At 64.1% G+C, this 19,585-nt stretch carries 20 protein-coding genes; 4 read left to right on the forward strand and 16 right to left on the reverse strand.

The window, feature by feature from the left end; genetic code table 11:
* Positions 1 to 8: 8 nt before the first annotated feature.
* The 3 genes from lpxK to RBA95_RS05805 are packed head-to-tail and all read right to left on the reverse strand — an operon-like array spanning position 9 to position 3,030.
* Positions 9 to 1,022, reverse strand: a complete 1,014-nt coding sequence (gene lpxK, locus RBA95_RS05795; RefSeq protein WP_371933595.1) for a tetraacyldisaccharide 4'-kinase — start codon at positions 1,020 to 1,022, stop codon at positions 9 to 11.
* Positions 1,019 to 2,293, reverse strand: coding sequence for a 3-deoxy-D-manno-octulosonic acid transferase (locus RBA95_RS05800; RefSeq protein WP_306015890.1), 1,275 nt, complete (start codon positions 2,291 to 2,293; stop codon positions 1,019 to 1,021). The genes lpxK and RBA95_RS05800 overlap by 4 nt, the downstream gene beginning before the upstream one ends.
* Positions 2,290 to 3,030 carry a lysophospholipid acyltransferase family protein gene (locus tag RBA95_RS05805; RefSeq protein ID WP_306015892.1) on the reverse strand — a complete coding sequence of 247 codons (741 nt, stop codon included), beginning with the start codon at positions 3,028 to 3,030 and terminating at the stop codon, positions 2,290 to 2,292. Before RBA95_RS05805 ends, RBA95_RS05800 begins: the two co-directional genes overlap by 4 nt.
* Positions 3,031 to 3,140: 110 nt before the next feature.
* Between RBA95_RS05805 and RBA95_RS05810 the strand changes: the two genes are divergently transcribed.
* Entirely contained in the window at positions 3,141 to 3,803 is a 663-nt protein-coding gene (locus tag RBA95_RS05810) for a hypothetical protein (protein ID WP_306015893.1), read from the forward strand.
* A 52-nt stretch (positions 3,804 to 3,855) separates the two neighbouring features.
* Positions 3,856 to 4,635 carry an FkbM family methyltransferase gene (locus tag RBA95_RS05815; protein ID WP_306015894.1) on the forward strand — a complete coding sequence of 260 codons (780 nt, stop codon included), beginning with the start codon at positions 3,856 to 3,858 and terminating at the stop codon, positions 4,633 to 4,635.
* Here the strand turns inward: RBA95_RS05815 and RBA95_RS05820 are convergent.
* From RBA95_RS05820 to RBA95_RS05860, 9 genes are all read right to left on the reverse strand, one after another.
* Complete coding sequence (locus RBA95_RS05820) at positions 4,632 to 5,333, reverse strand: hypothetical protein (RefSeq protein ID WP_306015895.1); 702 nt, start codon at positions 5,331 to 5,333, stop codon at positions 4,632 to 4,634. The two genes, RBA95_RS05815 and RBA95_RS05820, sit on opposite strands and share 4 nt — an antisense overlap.
* A gap of 374 nt (positions 5,334 to 5,707) precedes the next feature.
* Positions 5,708 to 7,363, reverse strand: coding sequence for an ABC transporter ATP-binding protein (locus RBA95_RS05825; RefSeq protein ID WP_306015896.1), 1,656 nt, complete (start codon positions 7,361 to 7,363; stop codon positions 5,708 to 5,710).
* Positions 7,364 to 7,503: 140 nt separating this feature from the next.
* Complete coding sequence (locus tag RBA95_RS05830; protein WP_306015897.1) at positions 7,504 to 7,746, reverse strand: DUF4170 domain-containing protein; 243 nt, start codon at positions 7,744 to 7,746, stop codon at positions 7,504 to 7,506.
* A gap of 22 nt (positions 7,747 to 7,768) precedes the next feature.
* Complete coding sequence (locus tag RBA95_RS05835; RefSeq protein ID WP_306015898.1) at positions 7,769 to 8,542, reverse strand: 3'(2'),5'-bisphosphate nucleotidase CysQ; 774 nt, start codon at positions 8,540 to 8,542, stop codon at positions 7,769 to 7,771.
* Positions 8,543 to 9,922: a TldD/PmbA family protein gene (locus RBA95_RS05840; protein ID WP_306015899.1), complete on the reverse strand. Its 1,380-nt coding sequence runs from the start codon at positions 9,920 to 9,922 to the stop codon at positions 8,543 to 8,545.
* 57 nt (positions 9,923 to 9,979) lie between these two features.
* Positions 9,980 to 10,375: an MAPEG family protein gene (locus tag RBA95_RS05845; RefSeq protein WP_306015900.1), complete on the reverse strand. Its 396-nt coding sequence runs from the start codon at positions 10,373 to 10,375 to the stop codon at positions 9,980 to 9,982.
* A 26-nt stretch (positions 10,376 to 10,401) separates the two neighbouring features.
* Positions 10,402 to 11,067 carry a DsbA family oxidoreductase gene (locus RBA95_RS05850; protein ID WP_306015901.1) on the reverse strand — a complete coding sequence of 222 codons (666 nt, stop codon included), beginning with the start codon at positions 11,065 to 11,067 and terminating at the stop codon, positions 10,402 to 10,404.
* Between the two features lie 37 nt (positions 11,068 to 11,104).
* Complete coding sequence (locus RBA95_RS05855; protein ID WP_306015902.1) at positions 11,105 to 12,073, reverse strand: diguanylate cyclase; 969 nt, start codon at positions 12,071 to 12,073, stop codon at positions 11,105 to 11,107.
* 482 nt (positions 12,074 to 12,555) lie between these two features.
* A complete protein-coding gene (locus RBA95_RS05860) occupies positions 12,556 to 14,058 on the reverse strand; it encodes a UbiD family decarboxylase (protein WP_306015903.1) in 1,503 nt (500 codons plus the stop codon).
* A gap of 219 nt (positions 14,059 to 14,277) precedes the next feature.
* Here RBA95_RS05860 and RBA95_RS05865 point away from each other — a divergent pair, with 219 nt between their 5' ends.
* On the forward strand, positions 14,278 to 15,420 hold the full coding sequence (locus RBA95_RS05865; RefSeq protein ID WP_306015904.1) for a PepSY domain-containing protein: 1,143 nt from the start codon (positions 14,278 to 14,280) through the stop codon (positions 15,418 to 15,420).
* Positions 15,421 to 15,472: 52 nt separating this feature from the next.
* Positions 15,473 to 15,727, forward strand: coding sequence for a hypothetical protein (locus tag RBA95_RS05870; protein WP_306015905.1), 255 nt, complete (start codon positions 15,473 to 15,475; stop codon positions 15,725 to 15,727).
* On the opposite strand, the gene RBA95_RS05875 is transcribed toward RBA95_RS05870, so the two are convergent.
* The 4 genes from RBA95_RS05875 to RBA95_RS05890 all read right to left on the reverse strand — a co-directional run bounded on the left by RBA95_RS05875 (position 15,720) and on the right by RBA95_RS05890 (position 19,565).
* Entirely contained in the window at positions 15,720 to 17,069 is a 1,350-nt protein-coding gene (locus RBA95_RS05875; protein ID WP_306015906.1) for a serine hydrolase, read from the reverse strand. The two genes, RBA95_RS05870 and RBA95_RS05875, sit on opposite strands and share 8 nt — an antisense overlap.
* Positions 17,070 to 17,270: 201 nt before the next feature.
* Complete coding sequence (locus RBA95_RS05880) at positions 17,271 to 17,570, reverse strand: GNAT family N-acetyltransferase (protein WP_306015907.1); 300 nt, start codon at positions 17,568 to 17,570, stop codon at positions 17,271 to 17,273.
* A gap of 133 nt (positions 17,571 to 17,703) precedes the next feature.
* Positions 17,704 to 18,480: an enoyl-CoA hydratase gene (locus RBA95_RS05885; RefSeq protein ID WP_306015908.1), complete on the reverse strand. Its 777-nt coding sequence runs from the start codon at positions 18,478 to 18,480 to the stop codon at positions 17,704 to 17,706.
* Positions 18,481 to 18,503: 23 nt separating this feature from the next.
* Positions 18,504 to 19,565 carry a strictosidine synthase family protein gene (locus tag RBA95_RS05890; protein ID WP_306015909.1) on the reverse strand — a complete coding sequence of 354 codons (1,062 nt, stop codon included), beginning with the start codon at positions 19,563 to 19,565 and terminating at the stop codon, positions 18,504 to 18,506.
* Between the last annotated feature and the right edge of the window lie 20 nt (positions 19,566 to 19,585).

Here is a 19,585-nt window from a genome sequence, read left to right on the forward strand (position 1 = left end):
GGTCTGGCTTAATGGCTGGCGGCGAAGGAATCCATGGCCCTGTCCAGAAGCGCGTCGAGCCGGGCTTCCTCGCGGAAGACGGCGCGCACCGGCCAGGCAGTGACCGAGCCCTTCACCCCGCCGGGCAGGCGCACATGGTCCTTCTCGGTGGTGATCAGGGTGGCGTCATGGCTTTCCGCGAGATCGGCCAGCGTCTCGATTTCGGCGCGGGTGAAGGCATGGTGATCGGGAAAGCTCGCCGTATCGGCCAGGGCGCCGCCCGCCGCTTCCAGCGCGTCATAGAATTTCTGAGGGCGGCCAATACCGGCGAAGGCCAGAAGCGGCCCCGACGGCGGCGCGGCTTCCGGCGCCAGCCAGGCGGTGAGCACCGGGATTTCTAGATCGGCGAGCTGGAGCTTTTGAAAATCGGGCGTGAACTCGGCGTCCGGGCACATGACGATCACGGCGTCGGCGCGGGCGAGCCCGTCCTTGACCGGTTCGCGCAAGGGGCCCGCGGGGAAGATCGTGCCGGGCCCCCAGCCTGTCACGGCGTCCACCACGACGATGGAGAGCGTCTTTTCAAGACTGGGATTCTGGTGTCCGTCATCCATGATGATGACGTCCGCGCCTTCATCGGCGGCCAGTTGTGCGCCGTCGGGGCGATGGCGGGCGACATAGACCGGCGCAAGGCGCGACAGCAGCAAGGGTTCATCGCCCACATCGGCGACGGAATGAAGCTTGGCGTCGACCTTTACCGGGCCACAGAGCTTGCCGCCCCAGCCCCGGCTGAGCCCGGCGGCCTTGAGCCCCTTCTGGTGTGCGGCGCGCATCAGGGCGGCGGTGACGGGTGTCTTGCCCACCCCGCCCACGGTGAGATTGCCCACGCAAATGACGGGCGCGGGCGCGGGCGCGGGCGTTGTCGTGCGGATGCGGCGCGCTCCGGCCCAGGCGTAAAGCGCGCCCAGCGGTGATAGCAGGGCGCGGGTCAGGGCGGCCGAGCTGCGCGGCGCTGTATCATCCCAGAAAGGCGGGGCTCGCATCAGGGCCGTCCTTGGTCGAGAAGCCGGTTGAGGTGAGACAGGGTGAGCGGCAAGGCCCCGTTCGGCAAGGCGTTTAACGCGTCGAGCGCGGCGTCCGGCTTCAGACGGCCTTCCTGCCAGCAGCCCAGCACATGGTCTGCGATCTCGGTGGCGGTCTGTGCGATCAGGCGCGCCTCATGGGCGTCATAAACGCCATAGACATCGGAAAAGCTGTCCACATGGGGGCCGGTGACGACCAGCGCGCCTGCGCGGCTCGCCTCGATCGGATTGTGCCCGCCAATGCCGGGCTTGAAGCTGCCCGCGATCACCGCCACCGGGCACAGCGCATACCAGAGCGCCATCTCGCCCAGCGTATCGGCCAGCCAGACCGGTTGGCCCTCCGGCGTCTCGCCTTTGGAGCGTTGCGCAAAACCGAGCGCATGATCGGTCAGCACCTTCGACACATCCTCGGCCCGTTCGGGATGGCGCGGCGCCAGGATCATCAGGGCGTCAGGCCGGGGTTTCAGGATTTCGGCATGGGCCGCTGCGATCAGGGCTTCCTCGCCCTCATGGGTGCTGGCGGCCACAAACACCGGACGGTCGCCGATGACAGACCGCGCAGCCTCAAGAGCCACCGGATCGGGTGCAGGCAGGCCGCATTCGAGCTTGAGATTGCCGATGGTCTCCACCGGATGACCGGTCAGCGTGGACAAGCCCTCCGCCGTGCGCTGGTCCGCCGCGCCGATCCAGTCAAACGCGCCCAGAAGGGTCCTCGCACTGGAGGGCCAGCGCGCCCAGCCGTTGAGCGATTTGCGGTTCATCCGCGCATTCATCAGCGCCAGCGGCACGCCCCGCTCCTTCGCGGCGAGGATCAGGTTCGGCCACAGCTCGCTTTCGGTGAACACCGCCAGATCGGGGGTCCAGTGATCGAGAAAGGCGCTCACCCAGTCCGGCGCATCCACGGGGGGAAACTGATGGATCAGGCGCGCCAGCCCGCGCCGGGCAATCAGGCGGGCCGAGGTGAGGGTGCCAGAGGTGATCAGCACATGGGCGTCGTCATGCTGGTTCAGGATCGCCTCGGCGACGGTCAGCGCCATCTGGCTCTCCCCGACGCTAGCGGCATGGATCCAGATCAGACGGCCCTCGGGGCGCGGGGTCTGCGCCTCGCCCTGACGTTCGTGCAGGCGGGCCGGGTCTTCCTTGCCGTCCCGCGCGCGCTTGTCGAGCAGCCAGCGCGCCGCCGGTTTCAGCGCCTTCGCGGCGAAACGGTAGAGCGAGAGGCCCGGCGCACTCATGCGGCATCCTTGTCGCGGCCGGGTTTGGGGGCGGCGGTGACCGCTTCGCCCCGGCAGGCGAGGTCGGCTTCCATGTTCGCGGCGATCAGGCGTGCTTCCAGGGTGGCGCGGGCCGTTTCCAGCGCATCTTTGTCCGCATCCGCGCCGATCTCGACGGGCTCGGCCCAGACAATCACGCCTTTTCCAAAGGGAAGCGGCAGCACGAACCGATCCCAGCTCTTGAAGATGATGGCGTTCGAGGTGGACCAGCCCAGACCCAGAAGCGGGGCGCCCGTGGCGCGCGCCAGCTTGACCGCGCCCAGGCCTGCGCGCATGCGCGGGCCACGCGGCCCATCCGGGGTCAGCGCCATGGCGCCGCCGCCCTCGACCCAGCGGACCATTTCACGAAAGGCGCTCAGCCCGCCCTTTTCCTTGGTCTTCTTCTTGTTGCGCGATGAGCCGCGAATGACTTCCACCTTGTGATGGGAGGCGACCTTGGTGACCACATCGCCCTCGCGCGAGCGTGAAATCAGGATGGCCGGCGGCTGGACGTTTTTCGGCCAGGCCGCAATCGTCATCAGGATGCGGCCATGCCAGACGCCGCAGATCACCCCGTCGCCGGATGTCCAGGCCGATTGCGCATGCTCCAGCCCGCGCACCTCCCAGCGGGTGGTGGCTTTGACAAGGCTCATATAACCCGCCAGCAGCGCGGCGATAAGCGCCTGAACCGGAGGCGAGGAGACGATGGACTTCAACATGGTATGCGCTGGATCGCCGCCCCGGGGCCATCCGTCAAGCATTCCGTGCGCGTCAATCGCACGCGCTGGGTTGTTGCAAGCCGCGTTCAAGCGCCTTACTTCAGCGCGCCATGAGTTATGATCTGAACGACCCGGTCGATTACAAGCGCGCGATGAAAGGCCTCATGTGGGGCGATCATGGCGTGCTGCGCCAGCGCTTTCACAACATGCATCGCGTGGGCGGAGAGATGTGGCGGGGCAATCAGCCCAGCCCCAAGCGCCTGCAAGAACTCAAGGATATGGGGTTCAAGACGATCCTCAATCTGCGCGGCACACAGCCGGGGCGTCATTACTATGATCTCGAGCATTACACCTGCGAGCAGATCGGCCTTGATATTGTCGACCTGCCCTGGGGCTCGCGCGAGGCGCCCTATGTGGAGCGCATCGAGCATCTGATCAAAGTGTTCGACGAGATCGCCTATCCCGCCTTCATGCACTGCAAGTCCGGCGCGGACCGGGCGGGCATCGTGGCGGTGATGTACAAGCTGTTGCACGAAAAGGCCCCGTTCGAGGAGTCCGTCCAGCAACTCTCGTTCAAATACGGTCATATCAAGCAGGGCAAGACCGGCATGCTCGATCATTTCTTTGACCTGTATCGTCAGAGAAATGCGGCTGAGCCGATCGATTTTCTGGACTGGGTGCGCACTGAATATGACCGCCAAGCGTGCCATGACGGCTTCATGGCCAGCTGGTGGGGCTCGGCCCTGACCGAGAAAATCCTGCGCCGCGAATAGCTTGGGGTTGCTGGCTTGGCGCTTGCATCCTTGGGGTGCAGGAGAGAGCCCCATGCTGATCGAGACCCATATCCGCGCCTGGCAAAGCCGGTTCCCTGCGTTTGTGGACGCCAAGGCCGGCTTGCAACGTTTCATGCGCCGGACTTTGCGGCGCCCGTTCGAGCCTGAATTCTGCCTGTTGTCACGTTGGCGACCCGATCCGGGCGAGGTCTTTATCGATGTGGGCGCCCATCGCGGCCAGAGTGTGGACGCGATCCGGCTCTACCAGCCCGATGCGCCGATCTACGCCTTTGAACCCAATGTGCATCTGGCGACCGGGCTCGCGACCCTGTTTGACGATGACCCGGCGCTGGCGGTCTATGCCTGCGGTTTGGGCGACAAGGATGAGGCGCGGCGGCTTTATGTGCCGGTCTATCGCGGTTTCGTCTATGACGGGCTCGCCTCGTTTGATTTCGATCAATCGCGGACCTGGCTCAGCGATGAGACCGTGGCCGGGTTCGATCCGGACCGGTTCGAGATGATGGCGGGCGAGGCGCGCACGTTCACCCTCGACATGCTCGATCTTGATCCCGGCTTCATCAAGATCGACGCGCCGGGCTGGTTCGAGGCCGTGGTGCGCGGCGCGAAGGATACGCTCAAACGCTGCCGCCCGCTGATCCTGATGCAATCCAATCCCGACGCCGATCAGGTGCTGACCTCAGAGCTGGGCTATACCCGCGCCGCCTATGACGGCGTCCGCCTGCGCCCGGGGCGGCAGGGCCGCGAGAACACCGTCTACGCGCCAGCCGAACGCATGGACGACCTCAGACGCTGCGGATTGTGGGCGGGTTAGAGAGTCTGAAACAACGTGTTTGCACCGGTGACCAGAACGAGCACGCCAAACAGGATCAATATGAATTTGATCATGAATTGACGCAGGCCGCGTCGGGAGTAGGCGCTGAGCGCGTCAAGGTTGAGCACTTGTTGTGGTTTGATGTCTCCGCGTCCGATGGCCCTGAGAAGTTCATGCTTGTTCGCGGTTTCGAGCTTTTTCCAGTCCTTGACGTAAGCGCCTCGGAACAAATGCTCTCTGAATGACTTGGGCCAAGGCAGGCCAAGAATGACGCAATAAGCGAGTAGGGAAACTCCGAGCCCCAATAATAGGCTGGTGAGCTGGGGCGGTGGATCTATAGGGGTGGTATTGGAAACTTGAGACGCTATTTCCGGAAACAGGAATATTGAAATTCCAACTAAAACAATCGCTGGTGCGATTCCAAACGAGAGAAAAATAATCTGTGAAAGCGTGTCGTTTCGACCAGACCCAATGTAAATTCTTGCAAACTCTTTGGCCTTTAGCCTGATCCAGCGCCTGTCCTCCGAAGAGAGGGCTATGAAGGTCTCGAAGCGTTTATTGATGCTACGATCGAGAAGCGCCAGGTAAGCTACCGATAAGGCCAGGCCTGTCAGGACGATGACCATTGCTGCGCCAAGCATCACGACAATACGCATCGGCGTCTCTAGTGATGCAAACCAGTTCTGAATATCGGTCATGGCGCGGCTCCTCTAAGTCACGGACTTAAAGGTGCTTTGCGCGACAGTTCAACGTTCAGGGGTATGGGGCCTGAACGCTGGGGGATATGGGCGGGGTAACCGTTCTTCCTCTCTTTCCCGCATGCCCTGGGAAGAGGGATTTACAGAACACTCCACAGTGTCATCCCCCGCTTCATGCGGGGGACCCATGCCGGTGGGTTGGATCACAGGTCACGGCATGGGTTCGCCAGATAAACCGGCGAATGACATGGAAAAAGGCTGAAGCTGAAACCCCGGCCAAGCGCAGCGCAGAGCCGGGGCCTCCATCAGAATTTTGCGCTAGAGGTGGCAAGGGGTCCCGGGGCTTCGCGATGCTCGCCCGGGAATTCACCACACTACCCGTCCGCAAACTGCAGCGCGCTTAATTGCGCGTAGAGGCCGTTTTGCCCGATCAGGCTGTCATGGTCGCCGCTTTCCACGATCTCGCCCGCTTTCATGACATAGATGCGGTCGGCCTTGCGCACGGTGGCGAGACGGTGGGCGATGACGATGGTGGTGCGGCCCTTGCTCAGCTCGTCGAGCGCTTCTTGCACCCGCGCTTCGGAATTGGCGTCGAGCGCGCTCGTGGCTTCGTCGAGCAAGAGGACCGGTGCGTCCTTGAGGATGGCGCGGGCGATGGCGACGCGCTGGCGCTGACCACCCGACAGGTTTGAGCCTTTGGGGCCAGCCTGCGTGTCATATCCGCTTGAGAGACCCAGAATGAAGTCGTGGGCGTCGGCGGCTTTGGCGGCCGCGATGATCTCGTCTTCAGAGGCGCCGAGTTTTCCAAGCGCGATATTGTTGCGGATCGTGTCGTCAAAGAGGGTCACCTCCTGGCTGACGAGCGCGAGCTTTGTGCGCAGCGAGGCGAGGGTGACCGATCTGATGTCCTGCCCGTCAATCAGGACCTCGCCTTCAACCGGGTCATAGAGTCGGGCGATGAGGTTCAGCAGCGTGGTCTTGCCCGAGCCTGACGGGCCGACGAGCGCGATGGTTTCGCCCGGTCTGGCGTCGAGGGTGATCTGATGCAGGGCGTCCACGCCCGCCTCGTACTGAAAGCGCACATCGCGCACCTGAACATGACCGTTTTCAAAGGCCAGCGGTCGGGCGTCGGGCGCTTCGGTGAGGTTGGGTTCTTCGTCCAGCAGGGCGAAGACGCGATCAAGCACCGCGAAGCCTTCCTGCAGCACGCCCGAGAGCGAGGCGAGGGCGCGGATGGGCGAGCTCATCACCCCGAAGGCGACGATGAAGCCCAGAAGGTCTGACAATTCGGTCGCGCCATTGAGCGCGCGCCAGCCGGCAAAGCCGAAGATCACCGCCAGCGCCACGCCCGCGGCGACCTCCATGATGGGTTCGATCCGGGCGCGCTGGGCGACCATGGCGAGCAAGAGCTCGAACCGGCTCTGGAAACGTCCTCGAGCGCGGTCCCGGGACCAGTCTTCGAGTGAGAAGGTCTTGATCATCCGCGCGCCGGAAAAGCCTTCCTCGAGAAAACTCGACACATCGCCCATCTGGTCCTGGATATCGCCTGCGCGCTTGCGGATCGCCTTGCCGATGACGGTGATCGGATGCCCCGCGATCAGCAGCACCACCAGCACGACGAGGGTCAGCGCCCAGTCGAGCCAGAACAGCACCACGAGACACCCCACCACGGTGAGAAAGTCGCGCGTGAGATTGTTCGCCGCGCGGATCAGGCCCTCGCGCAGCATGGTGATGTCATTGGTGAAGCGCGAGATGATCGCGCCGACGGGTTCGCGTTCGAGGCGCTGGAAGTCGGCGGTGATCAAGCGGTCGAACATGGCGATCTGCAAATCGCGCATGATCGCCAGCGCCAGCCGATTGGTGGCGAGGTTCTGCAGAAAGAGGCTGACCGAGCGCACGATGACCGCGCCCAGAATGAGCACGGGCGCCAGCCAGAGCACGCTGGGCTCGCGGTTTTCCAACAAGCCGGAGGCCTGCTGCACCACGACGCCATAGCCCGACGCCGCGCCCGCCGTGATGGCGGCGAGCAAGGTCGCCCAGGCCAGAAGGCCCTTGTGCTTTGTGATCTGCTCGCGCCAGAGCCGTTTCGCCAGCGCAAAGGAGCGCGCGCTCTGGGGCTTGGGCGCGCCGGGAGGCGCGCCATGCGGGTCAGGCGTCTCAGACAGGGCGCTTAGTCCTTTTTGGACGGATCCAGGAGCTTGTGCGCGTGGATCACGAAATAGCGCATATGCGCATTGTCCACGGTGCGCTGAGCCGCTGATTTCCAGGCGTCGCGCGCGGCTTCATAGCTGGGGAAGGCGCCGACGAAATCGACCTGGCTGAGGTCTTTGAACTCGGGCGCGCCCGGGCCGATATCCTTCAGCTCGCCGCCGATCACCAGGTGGAGCAGTTGCTGTGAAGACGTGTCGCTCATGGGGAGTCTCCCTGAAAGGGCGTTATCTGGTCTGTTTAAGGCGGTCTAATAGCAAGGCATGCAGCACCGGACCAGCCGCCAGAGGCGGATCCTGAACAGCACTTGTCCGGTTATAATACACCGGCTCGCCTTTCGACGAGGTGAAGACCCCGCCCGCCTCTTCCACCAATAGATGACCGGCGGCGAGATCCCAGTCCCACTTAGGTCGCACGGCGACCACGGCGTCGGCTTCTCCGGCGGCCAGAAGGCACAGGCGCAGGGCGGCGGAATTGACCGTATGCGCATCCGCGCCCAGAGCGCGCAGATCGGCCAGGCGTCCCGGATCGCCGATCAGGCGCGCGCCGGGAAGGGCGTCATGGCGGCTGATCGACAGGGAGACCCCATCCTTGCGCGCGCCCTGATTGAGCGCGGCGTCATACATGACGTCGGCGCTGGGATCATAGATGGCGGCGGCGACCGGCAGACCCGCTTCCACCACCGCGCAGGAAATGACGAATTCGGGCTTGTTCTTGAGAAAGGCGCGGGTGCCGTCGATGGGATCGATGACGAAGCTGCGCTTGCGTTCCAGCCGGGACTGGTCGTCGGCGGTTTCTTCGGACAGCCAGCCATAATCGGGGCGGACGGCCTGTAGCCGTTCCTTCAGCAGCGCGTCCGAGGCGAGATCGGCTTCGCTGACCGGGTCGCCCGGATTCTTCTCCCAGTCGCGCATGCCGCGGGCGCGAAAGGCGAGGACGAGTTGGCCGGCGGCGCGCGCAGCGTCGGCGAGAAGGTCCCGGTCTGCGCGCGCGTCGGTCATCTAGCGACCGCCAATCGACAAATTGTCCACCAGAACGCTGGGCGCGTTGATGGCGCTGTCGAACTCGAGGTCGGAGCCGGGGATCATGCGGGCGAAGATATCCAGCAGATTGCCCGCCACGGTGATCTCGCTGACCGGGCCGGCGAGTTGGCCGCCCTTGATGGCGTAACCGGCGACGCCCACGGACCAGTCGCCCGTATTGGCGTTCAGGGAGGGGCCGAACATCTCGCTGACGAGCACGCCCTCTCCGGCGTCCTTGATCAGGCCGTCCCGATCCAGTTCGCCCGCCGCCAGATGGACATTGGAGGCGCCCACGCCCGGCGCGCCGCCCAGATTGCGGGCGGCGTGGCCGGTGAGCTCCAGGCCCAGCTGGCGCGCGCTCGACGCGTTCAGCAGCCAGGTGGTCAGAACGCCGTCCTCGATCAGCGCGCGCGGTTTGCAGGCGACGCCTTCAGCGTCCACCGCCCGGGCGCCGAAGCTCCAGTCGCGCAGCGGGTCTTCAATGATGTCCACGCCCTCGCTGAACAGGCGTTCGCCCATCTTGTCGCGCAGGAAGGAGGTGCCGCGCGCAATGGCGGGACCGGAGATCGCGCCCAGCAGGGAAGAGAGGAAGGTGGTGGAGACGCGCTTGTCGAAGACGACCGGCATCTTGCCGGTGGCGAGTTTCTCGGCGCCCACCCGGCTGACGGCGCGTTCGCCTGCGCTCAGACCGATTTCCTGCGCGGTTTTCAGATCTGACCGGCGCCGTGCGGCGTGGGTGTCGTAATCGCGTTCCATCGCGCCGGCTTCATCCTTGGCGATGGCGGCGACGCCCAGCCCGCAGCGTGACCCCAGGCGGGCGCGCTCAAAGCCGGTGGAGGTGACAAAGGCCGATCCGGCCACGCCCGCGCTGGCGCCGCAGCCGGAGGTCATGGCGACGCCTTTGACCGACAGGGCGGCGGCTTCCATTTCGAGCGCGGCGGCTTCGAGCTGTTCGGGCGTGAAGTCCGACGCTTCATAGGTGGCGATGTCGGGCAGGTTGCGCGCGAGCTGTTCCGGCTCGAGCAGGCCGCAATAGGGATCCTCGGGCGCGGCCATGGCCATGGCGACGGCGCGCTCCACCGCCAGGCTGATGCCGTCCTCAGACAGGTCGGAGAACGCCACGCCAGCCTGTTTCTTGCCGATCAGGACGCGCAGGCCCGCATCGCGGGTTTCGCTGCGCTCGACGGTTTCCAGCTTGCCTTCGCGCGCGCCGGCTTCGATGGCGCGCGATTCAGACAGGACGGCTTCGGCTTCCTGTGCGCCGGCCCGCTTGGCGCGGTTGACCAGCTCGTGAGCCAGAGCGAGGAGGGATTTGGTGTCGGGCGCGCCCAGGCCGGCGCTGGCGTTTTGATCGGTCATACCGATCCCATAACGTCAACACGGCCTTGAGCGCAACGCGTCACATCGGCTGAAGACTCAGCCCGTCACCGCGTGAAGCACCAGTCCGACGCCCAGAACCGCATAAATGATGAGGGTGAACAGGGCGCCCAGAAAGCGTCCGATATTGGGGCCGTCCTGGGTGGCGACGCCATAACCATGAATGCCCCGCGCCACGGTCAGGCTGACGCCCAGGGCGTGCAGGGCCATCACCGGCGCGCCCAGCATGGCCATCAACACCAGCGCGATCAGCGCGCCCGGCGTCCATTCCGCGCCATTGGCGTGGGCGCGGCAGGCGCGTTCCAGCGCCGGATCCGTACCCATGCCCAGGCTCGTCTTGGTGCGGAGCCGGAAACGGATGACATTGGCGCCCAGGATCAGAAGGATCACCAGGTTAAGGCCCACATAAAGGCTGGCTACTTGAAGCGCTGTCATGAAAATCCCCCTGTCAGGCGCGCCGTTTACCCGGCGTCGTCATCGTCCTGGGGCAGGCTTGCGGCCTGCCGGATGGCGTCAGCCAGCACCTCGGGCGCTTCCGCGCCGGAGACGGCGAACTGACCGTTGAAGATGAAGCATGGCACGCCCTGAACGCCCAGGCGACGGAAGAATTGCTCTTCCTCCAGAACTTCCTGGCGGTCCCGGTCCGTCGCAAGGAGATTGCTGACAATCTCGGCGTCCAGACCGACCTCGCCGGCGAGCCGGGCCAGAACCGCGGCGTCGCCGATATCGAGATGTTCGTCAAAGAAGGCCTTGTGCAGGCGTTCGGACGCGGCTTCGCCCAGCTCCTGGCCTTGCGCCCATCGGATGACGCGGTGGGCGTCCAGCGTATTGGGGCGCACCGGAATGCCGGAAAAGCGGAACTGGATCCCGGCTTCGGGGCCGGCGGCTTCAAGATGCTCGCGCATCATCTTGAACCGGTCGTCGGGACCGTCGCCGAATTTCTTTTTCATATAGTCCGAATAGGGCACGCCCTCGCGCGGCACGGCGCCGTCGAGCTGGAAGGGGCGATACACGGTTTCGGTCTGGATTTCGGGAACCAGCGCGCGGGCCTGATCCCAGTAGCGCAGGCCCAGCCAGCACCACGGGCACACAATGTCAGAGACGATATCAACGGAAACTTGGGTCATGGGCGGACCCTAGAGCGATCGGCGCAGCAGGAAAAGCTCAGGCCATGCACACTTGATTGCGTCCGCCTTCCTTGGCCTTGTACAGCCCGGCATCGGCCTGGCTGAGCATGGTCTCGCCATTGGACTCCAGATCACCGGCATGCAGCGTGGCCAGGCCCATGGAGGCGGTGACCGGGATCGGCTCGCCCTCATCATTGTCCACGCGCATGGCCTGAATGGCGAGGCGCAGCTTGTCGGCGGTCTGCCGCGCATCGGTCTCGTCCTGACCGGGCAACAGCACGGCGAATTCCTCCCCGCCCAGGCGGCCGAACATGGCGGGCGGGCGCAGCAGGGTCTTGGCGGTGCGAACGGTCTCGATCAGCACGCGGTCGCCACTGGCATGGCCGTGGGTGTCGTTGATCTTCTTGAAGAAATCCAGATCGACCATGAGCACGCTGAAAGCCCGCGCCTGATCAAGCGCCTTCTTGTGTTCGCGGTCGAGCGTGCGCATGAAGACCCGGCGGTTGAACGCGCCGGTCAGCGCATCGGTTTCCGCTTCCGCCCGCATGCGCTGGCTCAGGCGCACAATGCGCGAGGCGGCGCGCATCCGCGCCTTGAGCTCGTTCTTGTCGACCGGCTTGACCAGAAAGTCGTCTGCGCCCGAATCCAGCGACTCCGCGAGCTTGTCCTCCTGCCCGGAGGCGGAGAGCACCATGGTGTGGATATGCTCGGTCTCGGGATTGGCCTTGACCCGCCAACAGGTTTCCAGACCGGAGAAATCGGGCAGTTCGATTGCGGTCAGAAAGATGTCGGGCGGATCCTGCCGAAGATGGTCCAGGCTGTCCTGGGCATGGCCCGAAGCGCTGCAGATGAAGCCCGCCTCGGTCAGCATGCGCACCAGAATGGCGCGCTGCACCCGGCTGGTCTCGCAGATGTGGATGTGCAGACGCTCTTCCTCGGCCCCGTCTGCGACCTCAGACAGGTTGGGAAAACTTTCCGCGAGCGAGAGCGATTCAGACACGGCCATGCGCGCACGCTAGGCCAGAAGACTTAACGCTGTCCTGATGACGCGCATGATTTTTAGAAGGGGAGATGCGGGTTTAGGCCTTGGTGTCCAGCAAGTTGCCCAGCATCTCATCGGCGGAGCGAATGATGGATGTGGCGGCGGACGCCTGGGCCTCGGCCTTGATCATGTCGACCATGGCCGTGACGTAATCCTCATCGAAAGAAGAAACGCGCCCGCCGGGACCGGCGGGTGGTGGGGGGGCGTCGGATCGCCCGGCAGGCGCGTCAGGAGCTGAAGCGCTTTGGGTAAGCGCGGCAGGGATGGTCGATGGGCGAACGCGGTTGACCGCTCCTGCCGCAGCGTCCAGCCGCGCTGTGGCGGCTTGGAAGGCTTGTACGCCGGATGCGAAAACCGAGTTCATGACGCTAGCTATGCGCCTAAATACCCGAGATTGCACGCGGAACTGGTAATGTGAGTTACCGGGGCGTTAAAGCCGTGTGGCGCTAGTCCAGCCCCAGCTCGTCCCACATCGCGTCGACCCGGTCGATCACGTCCTGCTCCATATAGAGCTTCTCGCCCCATTCGCGGTTGGTTTCGCCGGGCCACTTATTCGTGGCGTCCATGCCGATCTTTGACCCCAGGCCCGAGACGGGGGAGGCGAAGTCGAGATAATCGATGGGCGTGTTCTCGATGGGCGTGATGTCGCGGGCCGGGTCCATGCGGGTGGAAATCGCCCACATCACATCCTTCCAGTCGCGCGCATTGATGTCGTCATCCACGACGATCACCCATTTGGTGTACATGAACTGGCGCAGATAGGACCACGCGCCCATCATCACGCGCTTGGCGTGACCGGCATAGGCCTTCTTCATCGAGATCACGGCGATGCGATAGCTGCAGCCTTCGGGCGGCAGCCAGAAATCGACGATCTCGGGAAACTGCTGACGCACCAGCGGGATGAACACCTCGTTCAGCGCTTCGCCCAGCACTGACGGCTCATCCGGCGGACGGCCGGTGAAGGTGGTCAGATAGATCGGGTCCTTGCGCATGGTGATGGCGCTGATCTTGAAGACCGGGAAGGTCTCGACCGAATTGTAATAGCCGGTGTGATCGCCATACGGACCTTCCTCGGCGTACTCGTCGAGCATGACATGGCCTTCAAGCACGATCTCGGCTTCAGCGGGGACCTTCAGCGGCACGGTCTTGCAGTCCACGAGCTCCGCTTTCTGACCACGCAAGAGGCCCGCGAACTGGTATTCGCTCAGCGTGTCGGGCACCGGGGTGACGGCGGCCAGAATGGTGCCCGGGTCCGCGCCCAGCACGCAGGCGACGGGCAGGGGTTCGGGCTTTTCATTCTTCCAGCGCTGATAATGCTGGGCGCCGCCGCGATGCTTGAGCCAGCGCATGATGGCCTTGTCCTTGCCCAGCTTCTGCATCCGGTAAATGCCCAGATTGAAGTCGTCCTGCTTGTCCTCGGACGGGCCTTTGGTCACCACAAGCGGCCAGGTGATCAGCGGGGCCGGCTCGCCCGGCCAGCAGCCCTGGATCGGTAACCGGTCGAGATCGATGTCATCGCCTTTCAGAACCACTTCCTGGCAGGGCGCCTTGCGCACATTGGTCGGCCGCATGCTCATCACGGTCTTGGCCAGCGGCAGCATGCCGAGCGCATCCTTGAAGCCGCGCGGCGGTTCGGGCTGACGCAGGAAGGCCAGAAGTTCGCCGACTTCGCGCAGGTCCGACGCGTTCTTGCGTGGTTCGCCGCCCAGGGTCACGGCGCGGGCGACACGGTCCACCGTGCCGAACAGGTTCGCCAGAGCGGGCATTTCCGCCGGGCGGCCATCTTCATGCACCGGATTTTCAAACAGCACCGCAGGCCCGCCGGTCTTGAGCAGGCGGGTCTGGATCTCGGTCATTTCCAGATGGGTGGAGACCGGACGGGAGACGCGCTTGAGCTCGCCTTCGGATTCCAGCAAAGCGATGAAGTCGCGCAGAGATTTATACGCCATCCGGCCCTCCTGTCAGATGAGACGCAAACTAGGCCCGCCCGGCAGGCGGGCCAAGCGCGAAGCTGCGTTGGGCGCGCAGGCATGAGAGATAACTTGCGCAACTGCAATTCATTCTTATAAGCACCTCCGGTCAGGGCTTCGCACGCGGCGGACTGACGCAGCCCGACGGGCCGGGCTCGCCCTCGGCGTAACAGGCTCAGCGACACACGGGGGACGAGCATGAAAATCCGGGACCTTATCTTCTGGCTCCATCTGATCATCGGGATGACGCTGGGCGTTTTCATTCTGCTGATGTCGGTCACCGGCGTGCTTCTGACCTATGAGCGCCAGATGATCCGCATGGCCCAGAACAGCGCGATCAGCGCCCCGTCGGATGCGGCTCCCCTGAGCTATCAGGGGCTTGCGGATGCGGCGATTGAGGCGGGCGGGGTGCCGGGCCATGTGATGACGGTTCCGACCGGGCGCGAGGGGGCTGTGAGCGTGTCTGCGGGCCGCCGCAACAGCTTTCTGATGAACCCCTATACCGGTGAGCGGCTGGAGGCGGCGGGCGAAGGAACCCGCGCCTTCTTCCGCCGGGTGATGTTCATTCACCGCTGGCTGGCCTTTACCGGCGGGCGCAATGAGGTCGGCGCCCAGATCAACGGCGTCTCCAATCTGCTGTTCACTCTCTTGTGCCTGACCGGGATCTATCTGTGGCTGCCCAGGGTCTGGCGCTGGGCGTTCGTGAAACCGCGCGTGACGCTGCTCGCCAACCATCCCAACGCCAAGGCGCGCCACTTCAACTGGCACCACGCGCTGGGCCTGTGGTTCGCCGTGCCGCTGGTCTTCATCACCCTGACGGGGGCGGTGTTTTCCTATCGCTGGGCGGGTGAGTTCGTCAGCTGGGTCTTTGGCGGGTCGCAAGGCGTGGCCGTCGAGCAGACAGAGGTCGTCGCTGAACCGCCGCGCCTCGAGGGTGAGATCGTCAGTCTGGACCTGCTGGTCGAGCAGGCGCGGGCCCAGTCCCGCCGCGATGGTCGCCGGGTGCAGATCACCTTGCCCGAAGCGGACGCTGCGACCACGCGCGTGGCGCTTGATTTTGGCAATGGCGTCGAGCCGGGCGCGATCCACACCTATGACATCAGGCGCGACGGACAGGCCATTCAGCGCCTGGATCCGCGGGCGGACATGCCGCTGGCGCGCAAGGCGCGCATCTTCATTCGCTTCCTGCATACGGGCGAGGTGTTCGGCCTGATCGGCCAGACCCTTGCGGGGATCGCCTCCGCCGTTGCGGTGCTGCTGGTCTATACCGGTCTGTGCCTGGGCAGCGCGCGGCTCTGGATGCTGTATCAGAAACGGCGGCGCAGGCGCGCCCTGGGCTGATCATGGGGTTAAGACCCGTGCAACCAATCGCCGCCATGCGCATTGGGATGGCATGAGGTTCGTATATCAAACACTGGGTTTCCTGCTGATCGCGGTCGGCCTGCCGCTGTTCTGGACGCCATTGCCGTTCGGGCTGGTCCTGATCGCGATCGGGACGGCGCTGGTCCTGTCCAATTCCGACAGTGCGCGCGAATGGGTGCGCGGCAAGCGCCAGCATCATCCCAAGTTCAATGACATCATGATCAAGGCCGAACGGGTGACCCCGCACCCGTTCGACCGGATCCTCCAACGCACCGATATCAATTAGCGGGCGTGGTCTCTTGCTTCGCCGCGATGACGGCCCGGGCGAAGTCCGGCGCCCCGCCATCCCCGTTCAGCGTCGCGCCCATGCGCAGGACGATCAGATCCTCGGACGGAATCACGAACGTCCATTGCTGCTGGAAGCCGCGCATGACCACCGTATCTGACGGCAGTCCGGGAATGTTCAGCCAGAACCCGGCGCCATACTGGCCGTCGGAGGTGGCGGTGGGCGTGCCCACATAGGTCAGCCAGTTGGGCGGGATGATCTGCGCATCCCCGACCCGGCCGTCATTGAGATAGAGCTCGCCCATGCGCGCCCAGTCGCGGGCGCTGGCGTACATGTAGCTCGACCATTGCAAAGTGCCGGACTGGTCGGGCTCGAACACGGAATGGTTCATCCCCAGAGGGGTGAACAGCCAGTCGCGCAGCGTGCTGACTTCATCGACAATGGTGTCGCCCATCACCGTTTCCATGGCGGAACCGGCCAGAATGGTGTTGCCGCTCTGATAGCTCCATTGCTCGCCGGGCTCATGGATCACATTCCGGTTGGCGGCATAGGTCGCCATGTCCGACTGGGTGAAGAGCATCTCAGAGTTGGGATCAGTGCCGTCATTGATCTCGAACCCGTCCAGCCCGCCGCTCATGCGCAGCATGTCATCAATGGTGATCCCGGGCCGGCCTGCCTCGACGAGCGCGGGGATCTGTCCTTCGGCGCTGATGTCGATCAGCCCGCGCTGGACAAGAACCCCGGCGAAGGTGGCGGCGGTGGATTTGGTCATGGACCAGCCATGCAGCGGCGTCGTTTCGGTCACGCCCTCGGCATAGCGCTCGGCGACCAGATGGCCGTCATGGATCACGAGGGCGGCGAGGGTGTTGCGGCCATCCTCGGTGAACACCTCATCCAGCGCGGCGTTCAGGGCCTCGACGTCGAAATGCGCATCACGCCAGCCCGTATCCAGCGTCATCGGGTCCGGCCCGTTCACGATGGGCAGGCTTGCGCTGGCGTCGAAGGCGTCGCTGTCATGCACGAGCGTGCAGCCCAGGCCCTCGCGGTAAACGGCGGTTTGCTTGAAGAGGAAGCCAAGCACGGCGCTGCTGACGCGCTGATTGTCAGGATCAATATCGACGGAGATCAACGCATTCGCGCCGCCCAGCAAGGGCGTGATGTAGAGCGCCTGGGCGCGGTCGGGCTCAAGGCCGGACACAAAGGTCAAAGAGCAGGTCTGTTTGGCGGTCAGCCCGGTGCCGGATGGCAGATAGATGCGTCCGGTCGTGGACTGCATGAGATAGATCCAGCCGCCCAGCATGAGCGCGGCGATCACGGCGATCACCCAGAACAAACGGCGCATGATTTTCCTCCCCGAATTTTCAGACGAGGGTTCGCCCGTGCGCAGGCGAGGTCAAGCGCGATGTGAGAAAATGTATTCGCTGAAGCAGTTCACTTACTAAATTTAAATAGATGGCCTGCATAGTGTGATCATTATCTCCCCTGTGAGCGCAAAACTGGAGAAGGGCGGACAGTCTTGTCCGCCCGTTTTTCTGTGCGCGCCTCACTGAGCGGGGTTGAGCACGTCCTGCCAGTCAGGCGTCTTCTCGATCTGCGCCTTGGCGAAGGGGCAGAGCGGCACGATCTGGATCTTGCGCGCCCGCGCATCCTCGACCGCCCGCTGGACCAGCGCCTTGCCCACGCCCTGGCCCCGCCAATCATCGGGCACGCCGGTATGATCAATGATGATCAGATGCGCACTGGCGATGGAATAGGTCAGTTCCGCATCCGGCTTCCCCGGCGCGCTGGCGATATAGCGGCCTTTGCTGTCGGTGCGCTCTTCAGTGATCGTGAACTCGGCCATGAAAGCCTCCATGCTGGACTTCAGGCAGACTAGACGCGCGCCGCGCTCACGTCTTGGCCCTGGCCTGGAAACATGGCGTTTGGGCGCTGGATACAATTCGGGCTCCGGAATGATCCGGAGCCCGATCTATGACCTAGTCAAATTTGGAGAAGTCGGGCGCGCGTCGCTCCATGAAGGCGCTCGCCGCCTCCTTGAACTCATCGGTGCGCAATTGTTCGGCAAACAGCCCGCCTTCGCGCACGATCCGCTCCTTGATGTCTTCGGGCGGCAGGTTGATCAGCATTTTCGCCGTTTTCACCGCGCCCGGGGCGAGCTGGGCGATTTGCTGGGCGATCTCCTGAACGGCGGCTTCAAACCCGTCCGGCGGCAGCACCGCATTGATCAGGTTTTTCGCTTCCGCCCGTTTCGCATCCCATTTGGCGCCCAGGAGCAGCATCTCGCTGGCGACAGCCCGGCCGACAATGCCGGGCAGGATCTGGGACGAGCCGAATTCGGGCGCCAGCGCCAGATTGACGAAGGGCGTGGTGAACATGGCGCGGTTGGTGGCGTAGACGAGGTCGCAATGGAGCAACAGCGTGGTGCCGATGCCGACCGCCAGCCCGTCCACGGCCGCGATCACGGGTTTCTCACACCCCATCAGGGCGACCATGAAGCGTTCCACCGCAGGGGTTTCGCCCCCGCCGATATGAGGCGGCGCTTCCATGAAATCCATCATGTCATTGCCAGCCGAGAAGCAGCCTTCGCCGCCTGCGATGACGACGACGCGGATGTCGGACCGTGTATTGGCCTCTTCCAGTCCGTCGGCCATGGCGGCGTACATGGCGCGCGTGATGGCGTTCTTCTTGTCCAGTCGGTTGAAACGCAGGGTGCGCACGCCGTCTGCGTCATTCACCGTAATCAGATCTGTCATCACACTGTCCTCAGGCCTTCAAATCATGGATCGGCGGTATAGGGGCAGACCAGCACATGGGAATCAAACACCGCACCCAGCAGAAGCTGATCGCCGATCCGAGTCGCAACGGACGGGGAATCTATCGCTTCGCCGGAATCTGCAAAGACGGTGTTCCAGTCGCCGGTTTCCGGATCGATGCGGATGGCGTGGGACGGCGCCCGGGCCTCGGGGTCGCCTTGATGGGCCAGGAAGTCGAAGACATTCACATTGCCGGCGATGTAGAGCGCGCCATCCGTACCGACCTCGATATTATCAAGACCCAGCGGCGCATCATGCCGGGCGGTGCGGGTCAGCTCACCGGTTGCCGGCACGCGGTCAAAGACATGAAGCGTGCGCCCGATAAAGCCCGTGGCGTAAAGCTCGGTCCCGTCCGGGCTGAGATTGACGCCATTGGCGTAGGCGAAGCCGCCAGCGACGATGCGGCCGTCCTCGCCGTCATAATAGCTGATCGATCCCAGCGGCAGGCCCAGAAAGGCTTCCAGATACCCCATGGTCGTATCGCCGAAATAGACGTCATTAGTGGCGTAGAACTGGTCCGGTCCCACGCCGACAATGTCATTGGGCGAGCGCAATGCGTCATAGCTGACGGTTTCAAGGTGCGAGAGCGCGCCATCTCCGGCCACGTCGTAGACCAGCACCTGATGGCCCGAATAGGGGTGGCTGATGACAAACAGGCGGGCAAGGGATTCGCCGGTCTCGGTGTCGCCGCGCCACAGGCTTATGCCATGCGGGCGGAAATCAGCCGGCGCATCAATGGAGACCAGGCGCACGCTGTCCGGCGCGGCGGGGTCGAAAACATAGATGCCGTTTCGGGGGTGCATGTCACCGGACCGGCGCTCGGCGGCGGAGACGAAGACCAGACCGCTGAGCGGGTCATAGGCGAGGTCTTCCGTGCCGGGTGCGATCTCGATCGGCGTGCATGCGCTATTGTCGGTGTATTCGGGCTGGCTGAAGGTTCCGCTCGCGCGGCTGACAACATACCCCACTCGTATGATTACCAGCGCCAGTGCGATTGCCAGCACCAGCAGTATTAATCTGATCATGATCCCGCGCCCTCCCAGCC

The sequence above is a fragment of the Oceanicaulis sp. MMSF_3324 genome (assembly GCF_030733545.1).
Lineage (GTDB): Bacteria > Pseudomonadota > Alphaproteobacteria > Caulobacterales > Maricaulaceae > Oceanicaulis.